The organism is Maridesulfovibrio salinus (genome assembly GCF_055394525.1).
This window is the reverse complement of the sequence record NZ_AP042461.1, coordinates 1464563-1477344: the sequence shown is the minus strand read 5'-3', so window position 1 is coordinate 1477344 and position 12782 is coordinate 1464563. Positions and strand designations below refer to the sequence as shown.

The 12782-nt window shown below is 46.2% G+C and carries 8 protein-coding genes; 6 read left to right on the top strand and 2 right to left on the bottom strand.

Translation table 11 applies throughout. The annotated features are described in order from the left end of the window. Positions 1-134 precede the first annotated feature (134 nt). The 4 genes from ACZ5PW_RS06560 (at position 135) to ACZ5PW_RS06545 (ending at position 6313) form a co-directional block, all read left to right on the top strand. Positions 135-863 carry a UTRA domain-containing protein gene (locus ACZ5PW_RS06560; protein ID WP_464559110.1) on the top strand — a complete coding sequence of 243 codons (729 nt, stop codon included), beginning with the start codon at positions 135-137 and terminating at the stop codon, positions 861-863. Positions 864-1122: 259 nt separating this feature from the next. Next, entirely contained in the window at positions 1123-4491 is a 3369-nt protein-coding gene (locus ACZ5PW_RS06555; protein WP_464559108.1) for an ATP-binding protein, read from the top strand. A 179-nt stretch (positions 4492-4670) separates the two neighbouring features. Further along, on the top strand, positions 4671-5507 hold the full coding sequence (locus ACZ5PW_RS06550) for a nitroreductase family protein (RefSeq protein WP_464559106.1): 837 nt from the start codon (positions 4671-4673) through the stop codon (positions 5505-5507). A 185-nt stretch (positions 5508-5692) separates the two neighbouring features. Next, the gene (locus ACZ5PW_RS06545) at positions 5693-6313 is read left to right on the top strand and encodes a flavodoxin family protein (RefSeq protein WP_464559104.1); all 621 of its coding nucleotides are present in this window, start codon (positions 5693-5695) and stop codon (positions 6311-6313) included. Between the two features lie 80 nt (positions 6314-6393). On the opposite strand, the gene ACZ5PW_RS06540 is transcribed toward ACZ5PW_RS06545, so the two are convergent. Beyond that, positions 6394-8088: an FAD-dependent oxidoreductase gene (locus tag ACZ5PW_RS06540; protein ID WP_464559102.1), complete on the bottom strand. Its 1695-nt coding sequence runs from the start codon at positions 8086-8088 to the stop codon at positions 6394-6396. A 377-nt stretch (positions 8089-8465) separates the two neighbouring features. Between ACZ5PW_RS06540 and ACZ5PW_RS06535 the strand changes: the two genes are divergently transcribed. Then, entirely contained in the window at positions 8466-10271 is a 1806-nt protein-coding gene (locus ACZ5PW_RS06535) for a methyl-accepting chemotaxis protein (RefSeq protein ID WP_464559100.1), read from the top strand. Between the two features lie 187 nt (positions 10272-10458). Here the strand turns inward: ACZ5PW_RS06535 and ACZ5PW_RS06530 are convergent, their stop codons facing one another. After that, complete coding sequence (locus ACZ5PW_RS06530) at positions 10459-11265, bottom strand: protein phosphatase 2C domain-containing protein (protein WP_464559098.1); 807 nt, start codon at positions 11263-11265, stop codon at positions 10459-10461. A gap of 218 nt (positions 11266-11483) precedes the next feature. Here ACZ5PW_RS06530 and ACZ5PW_RS06525 point away from each other — a divergent pair, with 218 nt between their 5' ends. Continuing rightward, positions 11484-12746, top strand: a complete 1263-nt coding sequence (locus ACZ5PW_RS06525; RefSeq protein ID WP_464559096.1) for a glycosyltransferase family 4 protein — start codon at positions 11484-11486, stop codon at positions 12744-12746. Positions 12747-12782 lie beyond the last annotated feature (36 nt).

Here is a 12782-nt window from a genome sequence, read left to right as displayed (position 1 = left end):
CCAGTACTGGGTTAACCCAACAAGGCAAAACTACGCAAGGTTAATAAGAAATTCTTGTCGTATGTGTTACAATGCAACATCAAAAATGCGGCTTATTGCATAAAAAATGAAAAGAGTTTAGCAAGCGGTCAGTTATGAAAGACAGTAATAAAAAACCTCAATACCTTCAGGTCAAACGTCATATTCTGGACCAGTTACGTTCCGGGGCACTTACTGCCCACGATAAACTGCCCACGGAAAGGGAAATGACGGAGCAGTTCAGTGTCAACCGCAACACAGTGCGACACGCTCTCTCGATTCTGGAACGAGAAGGTAAAATATACAGATACGGGCGCAAGGGCTGGTTTGCCAGCGGGAAACGCCTAATTTTCGATCCAAGCAAGGAACACGTCAACTTCGACAGACGCGCCCGCCAGCAGGGTTTCTTCCCGGCATGGCAGGTAAAAGAAAGCGGGACCACTCCCGCATCCGGTGAACTGAAAGAGCTTTTTGAAGTTGATGAGGGTACTCCGCTTTTCCATGTGTTTGAAACCGGCAGTCTGGACGGGCAGCCTGTCCATTATTCGGAATACTTTTTCCTTGCGGAAGTATGTCCCGGGTTCCTGCCCAAGATAGTAACTCGCCCCATGACTGATGTTTTGAAGGATGACCATGGCATTCATCTCTACCAAAAATCCCTTTTAATACGCCCTATTAACATGGAAGAAAAAACAGCTTCCCTGATAGATCTTCCTGCTCACTACCCCGGTATGTTTTTCCGGAGGGTCAAAACCTCCCAGTCAGGTAAAATTGTTGAAGTTGACTTCGAATACTGGCGCGCGGACTCCATTGAACTGCGCAGCTCTTTTGAAAGTCCGGTGTAAGCCCTCTGACTGCCCGGTGATTAACTGTTCAAAATCCCACACCTCATATCTGCAGATAGAGCTTGACCCAAACGAACTTACAAGGAATAAAGCTGATCGGTCTTTAATTTGGACAGTTACAGAATAGACTTTCTTTTTTGACAAGAACTGCACCAAAAGATATTTTTATTTATTGTGCTATAAAGATTTGGGATATGGCGGTTTTACTCTGGAATTATTCAACCGCAATTTTTCTCCACGTACTCTTAAGGAGCTTAATATGGCATGGCCCCGGACTTGTGGGATTCGTTTCAAGCTGATCTCCATTTTCATTCTGATCAAGGTTCTGCCTCTGATCGTTTTAGCCTGGATTGCATGGAACGGCATACTGCTTCTTGGTCAAAACGTTGAAGACAGGGTAAACAAGCTCTCCACAGATGCAGGAGAAACTATCAATGACATCAGCAATATGTCTGTCGAAAGCTCCATCAGAGCCCTTGACCTCAAATCCCGGGAAACCATTGAACGCCTCACGACAGATACTGCCAGAAAAGTAGCCGAATTTCTTTATGCCAGAGACAATGACATCCTGCTGGCCGCATCCCTTGAACCTTCGGAAGACAACTACAGGAAATTTCTAGCCCCGCTGAACAGAAATATTACCGAGCATCAACCATGGGTGCTGAATGAATCCGGGGACGTATGGGTTCCCGAAGATCCAGAAAACGGTCAAGGACACAGGGTTTCCGCAAGAAACCCCGACAATGCGAAAGATTTCCACTCCCGTCCTCCGGACAATATCGGAATCCGTACCAAGAAACCTCTTTTTCTCGAAATGACCTATGTGGATCTAAAGGGAAATGAGCTGATCAAAATCACAACTTCAGACCTTCTTCCGAAAACCAGAAAGAACATCGCCGATAAAGCAAATACCTACTGCAAGGCAGAAGGGTATTTTGATGAACTTCAAAAGCTGAAAGCAGGAGAAGTCTACGTTTCAGAGGTTATCGGACCCTACCTGAAAAGCCCTATAATTGGTCCCTACACCAAAGTAAGGGCAGAAGAAAAAGGTATACCGTTCACCCCGGAAAAAGCCGGTTATGCCGGTAAGGAAAATCCCGTGGGCGAAAAGTTCAAAGGGTTGATCCGCTGGGCTTCCCCTGTGGTCAAAAATGGTAAAATAAAAGGGTATGTAACACTTGCACTGGACCACACCCACCTGATGGAATTTACCGACCACATAGTTCCCACATCCGAAAGATACACTGCAATATCTGACGCCTCTACCGGAAACTACGCATTTATGTGGGACTATAAGGACCGCAACATATCCCATCCCAGAGATTACTTCATTGTCGGCTATGATCCGGAGACAGGACAACCGGCAGTCCCTTGGCTTGAAGCGGAAATGTATGATGATTTCACGCAGAGCAACAAGACGATTTCCCGCTGGATGGAGAACGCAACCGTATTCAAGAATCAGTCTCTGCAGAAAAAGCCCTCAATAGAGTTGACAGACGCGGGCCTTCTTGGGCTTGACTGCAGATTTCTTAACTTTGCCCCACAGTGTGACGGCTGGCACAACCTTACTGAAAACGGCGGCTCGGGATCATTTGTGATCCTCTGGAGCGGTCTTTGGAAACTCACGACCGCTGCCGCGATACCTTATCACACCGGAATTTACTCCGGTAAAAGAGGTTTTGGATTTATTACCATAGGCGCAAATGTATACGAATTTCATAAGGCCGCCACAGAAACGGGTGAAAAAATAGAAGGTATTTCATCTGCCTTTCAAAAATCTCTGGAAGATCAGAATGAGGAAACCCAGAGAATTCTCCGAGACTCTCAAGCCAAGACATCCAGAAGGATTTCATTTTCCACATTATTGATGATCATCCTTGTAATTTTCATTGCAATATGGATGGCATCCACCCTCACCAAAAAGATAACCAACATGATCAAGGGAATCAAAAAATTCCAGGGCGGTGATCTGGACCACCGGCTTACAGTTGATTCAAGTGATGAAGTGGGAGAACTGGCTACAACTTTCAATGAAATGTCGGATGATATCCAGAAACTCATTCTGGATCTGCGTCAGGCCGAGGAAAAATACCGTGGATTCTTTGAGAACGCTACGGAAGGAATATTCAGAACCACAATTGACGGCAAACTGGTGAATGTGAACCCCGCTTTTGCCAAACTTCTGGGATACGATAGCCCCAAAGAACTTCTTTCCACGGTAAACGATATTGGTAGCCAACTCTACGTGGACCCTAAACGCAGAAAGCAGCTTATCCGTGAACTGCTAAAAAACGGCAATGTTCAGGACTTTGAATATGAGGTCAGACTTCCTTCCGGGGAGTCACGCTTCCTCACAAGCTACTGCCGTCTGGTTACGGATCAAGACGGCCAGATATATCTTGAGGGAATGTCCACCGATATTTCGGAACGGAAGCTGAAAGAAAAAGCAGAAATCGAGAAAGAAGCCGCCCTGTCCGCCAACAAATCGAAATCGGAATTTCTGGCTAATATGAGCCATGAAATACGCACTCCCCTTAATGCCATAATGGGCATGACCGAAATGCTATCCGAATCCGGCTTGACTGATGAGCAGAAAAAATATGTGAGCCTTTTCAAATCAGCTGGGGAAAGTCTGCTGAAACTGATCAACGAAATTCTTGATTTTTCCAAAATTGAAGCCGGACAAATGGCAATCCACCACGCAGCTTTCAATCTGCATGATATGTTGGAAAGCCTGAGCAGTATTATGGGGATGCAGGCCCGCAATAAAAATCTGGAATTCAACAGCTCAATTAATCCGGATGTTCCGCAGTGGGTCAAGGGAGATGAACTCCGCCTTAAACAGATTCTGATGAACCTGCTGGGAAATGCCGTAAAATTTACTGATGAAGGCTATGTGGAAGTGAGTGTTCAGGCTTCATATAAAGATGAGCGTAACGTAGAGGTCAATTTCGAAATAAAAGACACCGGAATCGGAATCGATGCCGGAAAAATATCCACTGTTTTCGACAGCTTCACTCAAGCAGATTCCACTGCCACACGCCAATATGGAGGAACCGGACTGGGATTGGCCATCTCCAAACGCCTTGCCGAATTGATGGGTGGCAGCATAGGGGTGGTCAGTGATCATGGCGAAGGAAGTATTTTTTACGTTAACATTCCTTTTGAGGTGATCACTCCCCCTAAAAATATAATCCAGTCTTCTGCAGAACAGCATCACAAGGGATCAGTAGACAGCAGTCCCAAAACAATACTTGTAGTTGAGGACTCCAGAAGCAACCGCCTGCTTCTCGAACATTTTCTGGGCAGCACCGAGCATCGGCTGATCATGGCTGAAAACGGCATGGAAGGTCTCGAGATTTTTAAAACCACTCCGGGTATTGATGCCATACTGATGGATATGCAGATGCCTGTTATGGACGGGATTCGGGCAACCGAAGAAATACGCAGATACGAACAGGAAAACGGACTTCACCCGGTTATGATAATAGCTCTGACAGCCAACGCTTTTGAAGAAGACAGGAAAAACAGCATTGAAGCCGGATGTGATCACTATCTGTCAAAACCGGTAAAAAAGGCGGATCTTATTAATCTGCTCGGAGAGGGCATAAAGACAAAAGAGCAATAGAAAAATCCCGCCCAAGTTTCAAAGGAACTGAGAAAAGTTTCTACAAATGTAAGCGCTATGATTTTTTTTGCTCATTCTCATCTTTTTTGTTTATTCTCATATCCTTTTACATCAGGTAATGTCTTTACTTCAGGTAGACTGATGTTTTTAACACGAATAAACGTAATCAGAGGGAAAACATGCTTAATTTCAAATTAGACGAAAAACTGTGTATCAGATGTGGCAAGTGTGTGGCCGATTGCCCGCCAATGTGTATCACCATTGAAGAAAACGGCTGCCCTTTCATCCCGGATGAAAAGAAATGTATCCACTGCCAGCACTGTCTTGCGATATGCCCTACCGGAGCTATTTCCATTATGGGAGCTGACCCGGAAAACAGCCTCCAGCTTGACTATGAACTTCCCACTGCCCACTCTATGGAAATCCTCATAAAGGGACGCCGCTCTACCCGCAATTATAAGAAAAAAGCTCTCTCCCCGGATAAAATACACAGGCTTCTGGAAACATCATGGCATGCTCCCACCGGGACCAATGCACAGGAAGTTCTTTTTACTACGACCATGACTGCGGAAGCCACTGAAGATCTACGCAGGGAAGTGTACAGCAAGGTAGGAAAGCTTCTGGAAGGAATGGGACCTGACGAAGGGGACCTTCGACATAAATACCTTAAAATGTCCTATGGATCTTACATAGAGCACGGTGCGGACTTTATCATGAAAGACGCTCCACACATACTCATTGCCAGTGCCCCCAAAAATATTCCCCTCCCTAAAGAAGACTGTATCATCGCGCTCACGACATTCGATCTTCTGGCCCAGACCATGGGAGTGGGGACCGTCTGGAACGGCATCATGACATGGTGCGTTGCCGACTTCTTTCCCGAACTGGCTGCAAAACTAGGAATTCCTGAAGATCATGAAATCGGATACTGTATGACCTTCGGTACCCCTGCTGTTAAGTATCATCGCACAGTACAGCGAACCCCTGCAAAACTGAATACGCTGGATTCATTCTAACTCCTGGGAACTTTAATGGAGGAAACCTCGAAGGTTAAAGGGGAGATCCTCCAGTATCATATTCTAAGCATAATGTATGACACTGGTTCAGTATAACAACTGATGGAAACAAACCCGATGTGGGATAATTCCTTTTCTGGAATTCAAAGCCCCGAGAATTAATTTACAAATAAAGGGAGAGTCATATGAACGTACTGGCAATTAACTGCAGCCCCCGCAAGAATGGAAACACCAAGGACATGCTCCTCAAAGCACTTGAGCCACTAAAGGAAGACGGCTGGGAAACCGAATTTTACCAACTTGGCGGAAAGAAAATCCGCGGTTGTATGGCCTGTATGAAATGCTGGGAAAATCAGGACCGGAAATGTGTGGTGGACAATGACAAATTCAATGAAGTTTTTGAGAAAATAATCAATGCCGACGCGATTATTATAGGCTCACCGACCTATTTCTCTGATGTTTCAGCTGAAGCCAAAGCACTCATTGACCGTGCGGGCTTCGTGGGACTCGCCAACGGAGGGCTGCTTGCCGGAAAAATCGGGGCCGCAGCCGTGGCTGTCCGCCGTGGCGGAGCTACCCATGTATTTGATACCATCAACCATCTTTACCAGATTTCCCGAATGATTCTTCCTGGGTCCACATACTGGAACATGGGATACGGCCTTGGAGAAGGTGAAGTTAAGGGTGATACGGAAGGCATGGCAAATATGGAGAATCTGGGCAGAATGATAAGCTGGCTCGGCAAAGCGGTTAAACCGCATATGGATTCTTTTCCCCAATTGACCGATAGTTATGGCGAAGGCTAAACCAAAATTCAGCATATAAAAATGGTCAGTCCCGAATCGGGGCTGACCATTTATTTTTAAATCGCAATGAGTTTAAAAAACTACATCTCTACCTTGAAAGGCCAGGCCATTATTCCGCCTTCCATTACTTTTACATTTTTCCACCCGTTGGCCTCAAGAACCCGCTGGGCTTCGTAACCGCGCAAAGAGATTTTGCAGAAGGTTACTATTTCCGCATCCTTGTCTTCCGGCATTTTATCAAGTGAACTGCGTAATTTACCCAAAGGAATCAAATTTTCGCCTACATCAAGACGCATTTCCTCAAATTCATCAGGAGCCCGTACATCAAGTATATAAGGCTTTTCTCCGCTGTTCAGCTTATCCTTTACTTCAACATTACTGATGCCGACCATCCTGCCGTCCAGCTTGTTTTCCAGAATATGGGCAGTTGTGATGAAATGATCGATTGCGAGAGAAAAGGGAGGTGCGTAAGGCAGATCGGCAACTCCGATATCCCTGACAGTATTTCCGTTCATGACGGCGACAGCTGCTTCGGAAAGCTGACGGTTCACATCACCGGGTCCGACACATTGAAATCCCAGAATACGCCCAGTTTCCGCATCTGCCACCATTTTTGATACAAGCAGCTTTGCTCCCATGAATCCGGGCTTGTCGGTGCTGGCGTTGGTTGCAGTAACGACTTTATACCCTTCAGCTTTGGCCTTCTGCTCGGAAAGTCCGGTTGCTCCGGCAGAAAGATCAAAAACCTTGCAGATACCGCTGTGAATTGTTCCGGGAAAAACATGCTTATCACCCAGCACAATGTTATTGGCAGCCACACGGGCTTCAAGGTTTGCCAGATCACCGTACGGCGCAAAAACTTTTTTTCCTGTGATACGGTGCGGTATTTCAACGCAGTCACCGGCAGCGTATATATCATGGTCCGATGTGCGCATATACTCGTCTACAACGATCCCGCCGAACTCACCTATATCCAGCCCGGCATCAGCAGCCAGTCTGGAATTAGGTGTTACCCCCACAGCAACAACCGCCAGATCACAGGGCACGATTGATCCGTCTTTAAGCTTTACACCTGTGAGCTTGCCGTCCTTGCCGATGAACTCACTCACACCGTTTTCCGTATGGACAGTGACGCCCTTGGAGGAGACATGTTTTTCAACCAGCTTGGCCATTTCCCAATCAAGAAAAAGCAGGAGCTGTGAAAGCATTTCCACCACACTCACTTCAACTCCGGACTCGGTAAGAGCTTCACAGACTTCAATTCCGATCAGTCCCCCGCCGACAATTACCGCTTTTTTTACTTCACCGGACCCGACCAGCTCACGCAGTTTGTCAGCATCCTTCATTTCGGACAATGACCTTACCCCGTTCAGCTCAATACCCTTCACAGGGGGACGCCTCGGATTGGCTCCGGTGCAGACAACCAGCTTGTCATAATCAACTGAAAACTTTTCCCCGGAAACAAGATCAGTGCAATCGACTGTTTTGTTATCGCGGTTAATGGCTGTAACCTCGGTGTTAACCTTGGCATTTACCCCTTTGGCTGCAGCAAAAAAGGCCTCGTTCCTTACCACCCCGGTAGGAGTAGCAAGAAGAGCGTTACGCTCATCAAAATTACCACCGATATAGTAAGGGTAACCGCATGAAGCCATAGACAGCTCCGGTGCTTTCTGCAGCAGGGTTACTTCGGCAGTCGCATCAAGACGCTTTGAGCGTGCTGCTGCTTTTGGACCGGCGGCAGAACCGCCAATAACGACTATCTTTTGTCCACTCATGAAATTTCTCCTTTTTTTGGCCCTTCAGGCCACGACTCAATCAGGAATCCGCGCTCAGCCTAATTTCTGTTTGTTTACCCATACAACTAATTGAAGTTGATGAATAGTGACCTTCATATACTCATTTTCAGGCACGCTACCCACTACCGGAAGTATGGGCATTGATCGAGATCAACAAAAAGCAGTGAGGCCTGAAAAAGTGAAGAAAACATCGAATGGATTTTTATTACTCAACATGAGCATTTATTTATAGATAATAAAGTCTACTTTTTAAGTATGAGTTGCCGTACAAATTCCAAAAAACAATTTACATAACTTGAAAGAATAGTATTATTTTAACCAATACCCCTTATAATCGACTTTCAGATGGAGGAGAAATGCTTAACGGACTCAGCCTTAGATGGAAGATAATGCTGATCGCTATACTCGGCCCTGTTGCTATAGCCATTGTTATGGGATTTATGGAGGCTTACAGTATTAAAAGCCAGGCGAAAAAAAACATCATTGAGCAATCCCGGGCTATTACCCTGCAAGCCGAAGCCGCGCGGGAAGAAATGTCCAAGAAACTCAACCTTGGAATTATCAGGCCGTTCGACCAGATTGAAAAAGAAAATATCCTAGAGGCAGTTCCGGTTATTACCTCCATTAATCTTACACGTAAAAACGCAAATAAAGTCGGTTATGAATTCCGGGTCCCTAAAGAAAAACCCCGTAATCCGAAAAACACCCCTACCCCCCTTGAGTCAGAAGTTCTCGCGAAACTTAAAGCCGACAACCTTGAAGAACTGGTTATCCACGAAGACGATGCCATCCGCTACTTTCGAGCTGTAAGACTGACCGAAGACTGCCTGTACTGCCATGGTGATCCCAAAGGCTCCCCGGACGCGGTAGGAGGCATAAAAGAGGGGTGGAAAACAGGGGAGATTCACGGAGCGTTCGAACTTATTTTCTCTCTGGATAAAACACATGAACAGATTTTCAATACTCTCCTGAGAGTCGCTGGAGCAACTTTGCTCCTGCTTGTTATCATAAGCGTAATAACCGCGATTCTCATGAAAATAAACATCATTACTCCACTGACTAACATCGAGAATTATGCCGTAGAAGTGGAAAAAGGGAATCTCGATGCCGAAGCATCAGGATCTTTTACTGCAGAACTTGGGCGGGTTAAGAGCGCAATCGAGGCAATGGTCGGCAAGCTTAAACTTAAGATGTCTGAAGCCAATGTAAAAAGTGAAGAAGCAGAAAAGCAGACGCGTAAAGCCGAAACCGCTCTGGATGAGGCTGAAAGCCAAAAAGCCAAAATATCCAGACTGCTTGACAAGAACAGTCAGATTGCTCTGAAAGCACAGGAAATAAGCCAGCACCTTGCATTATCGGCGGAAGAACTTTCCCTGCAGATTGATCAGGTCAATCAGGGAGCAGAAGTCCAGAACCAGCGCGCGGGAGAAACCGCCACAGCTATGGAGGAGATGAACGCGACTGTTATGGAAGTAGCACGCAACTCAGCCTCTGCAGCTGATTCAGCTGACAAAGCCCGTGAATTTGCCGTAACCGGTTCCGATGTGGTTGAACAATCCATAAACGCAATACGTCAGGTAGATGGATATGCTCAGGAACTCAAAGTTGAAATCTCATCACTTGGCCAACAGGTCGATGATATCAACCGGATTCTTGAAGTGATCAACGATATTGCAGACCAGACCAACCTGCTGGCGCTGAATGCTGCCATTGAAGCTGCCCGTGCAGGTGAAGCAGGGCGCGGATTTGCAGTGGTGGCGGATGAAGTTCGTAAACTTGCGGAAAAGACAATGAATGCCACCCATGAAGTTTCTTCTACAATCTCCGCTATTCAGACAGGGGCACATAAGAATATTGAAGCAGTGGACCGCTCAACCAAAGCGACTGCTCAGGCCACGGAACTTGCTAACCAGTCAGGTGAATCCCTTAATGAAATAGTAGATCTGGTCAACAACACTTCCGATCAGGTTCAGACAATTGCCGCTGCAGCGGAAGAGCAATCTGCCGCGTCGGATGAAATCAACCACGCAGTTGAAGAAATAAGCAGGATAACTCAAGAAACATCAGAAGGCATGAACCAGTCCACTAAAGCTGTCAATGAACTCTCAGAACTGGCCCAGCAACTCCAGGAACTGATTGATGAGATGGTGGAAGAAGACTAAAGAAATTAAGGCATCAGGGGGATACGGTTTCTCCCTGATGCCTGAAAATATTAGAAACCAGTCACCGCCCCATAATCAGGTCAGCAGTAACCGTTTAAAGTCAGTTTATGTAGAGTTGATGTAGGCAAGATAAGTAAGTCCGATATCCCGACAGCGAGAGGGAAATGAGAACAATATATGAGAGTACTTATATTTCAAGGGCAATAGCGGCAATATCATCGTGAATCTTGAAGCGAGGGTAGGTAAGGCAGTTAGAATCAGTGGCCTCAATGTCTCGTATATAATCGCGAACCTTCCCCAGTCCACCTTGACGAAACAGACTTATCTGTTTGTCGAAATCACGTTCCTCACAAGGATTTTCGCAGGGAATGAGCAACCCATCGGTAAACATCATAATATTACTGACCCCGGAGAGGTCATGTGTTCCTGTATTCAGAAAATCCAAAGCTTCCGGTTCACCGTTGAAGACTCCGTAATCCAGATTCATACGTGAACGTACCCTGGCAATCTGCTCATGCATGGCAATTCCGATGGGGGTGTCAGTTGCTTTACCTACTTCTTTCCACATAGTCAGCGTTTCAACATCCTGCTCTGGGCAGTCACAGAGAAATTCATAATGCCCTGTCTCATAAACACATACTATTCTGCAATCACCAATCTGAGCCCACTCCATCATCCCGTCGTGGATGCGAACAACAGCCGCACTCGTACTCCATAAATTTCGCTTGCAGCTGAGGTTCACATTGCGCTCAGCCATACCATTCCATATCTGCCTGTTGGCACGCTCCGCGAGTTCCTCCATAGTTCCGCAGTTCTTCCGGAACTCCTCACCGGCAAGACTTGAGGCCAGAAAACCTCCTGTGTGACCATCTTCATACCTGTCAGCCGTAAGGCTGGTCGCTCCATCAAAAACACCAAATAGATTTTCCTCAATCACAAGAAAATCTTCATTGATGACTCCGGTGCCATGCTCTATGAGTGATTCAATATTCATGTTTCAACCCTTGCCGATTAATAGCAAAGGTAATCGTTTTACATCAAATAGATAGACCCTATCTCTTAGCTTTCATCTTATCCGAAAATGAAATACTCAGAAGAAAACGATTAACTTCCAAGCTATGAAAACTTGCAGGCAACATGTAAAATTGTAGCCACAAAGCTAAGCTAACAATCCGGATTATCTAACTTTATAACAATTAAATGTTTAGAAAAATGAAAATTCTACATCTTTTAAGCCAGATTCCGGATTCCACTGGAAGCGGAAAATATGTGCAGGAAATGATCAAGCAAACCCTGCAAAGCGGACATGATGCTTTTCTTGTTGCCGGAGTTCCTGACGGTTTTTCACTCAATGATACTCCGCTTGGAGGAATAATCAGCCCTGGGCACTGCCTGTTTGTCCATTTTGAGAACCGGAGCCTTGACTTTAAAGTGGTCGGGATGAGCGATGTAATGCCTTATCCCAGCACGGTATGTTCCCACCTGAAAGAAGACGAGATCTCATCATATCTGGCGGCATTTGAAACAACCATAAAGCAGGCTGTTGATAGGTTCAGGCCTGACATCATACATTCAAACCATTTATGGATGGCCTCTTGCGCCGCCCGGCGCGCTGCTCCGGAAATACCTCTGGTTACAACCTGCCACGGGACCTGCCTGCGGCAACATAGACTTTGCCCTGAACTGGGCCGATCTCTTCTGGCGGAACTGTCCGGGATCGACAGAGTTATCGCTCTTTTCAACCAGCAAAAAAGTGAGATCATCAACCTTTTGAATCTCCCGGAAGAACGGATCGCAACGATCAGCGGCGGATTTAATGAATTATGTTTCTATACTGAATCAACCGGAATCAGAACTGAATCAGAGACAATCCACCTATTATATGCGGGCAAGCTCAACCGATCCAAAGGTGTTCCCTGGTTGCTGCGCAGTCTGATCAAACTCCACGACCTGAATTTTCATCTTCATCTGGTAGGTGGAGGAAGCGGGCCCGAAAAAAAGGAATGTCTGGAACTTGCCGCCCAGCTTGGAGACAAAGTCACTGTGCACGGAGTTCTTTCCCATCAGGAACTTGGAGAACTGATGCGTTACAGTCACATCTTTGTCCTTCCTTCATTTTATGAAGGTCTTCCCCTTGTTTTACTGGAAGCTCTGGCCTGCGGATGCAGGATAATAACCACAGACCTCCCGGGGGTACGCGAGCTGTTCTCCAACTATTCCGCCAATGCCCTGCACATGGTGCCACTTCCGCCGATGCAGACAGTGGATACTCCGACACCGGAAGGAGAACATCTTTTTGAGAAACGACTGCGGACAGCTCTTGAGGATGCCATCAACACCGAGCAGGCTGGCAACAGACCGGAAAATGAGGATTTAACCAGACTGACTGCTCCCTACAGATGGTCAAATATCTTCGGACGGATTTTAAAAGTATACGAGCAGGCTATATTATTTAAAACAGACGGGAACAGCTGACTAATATTGATTCCTGATTCCGGGTTGAACATAGAA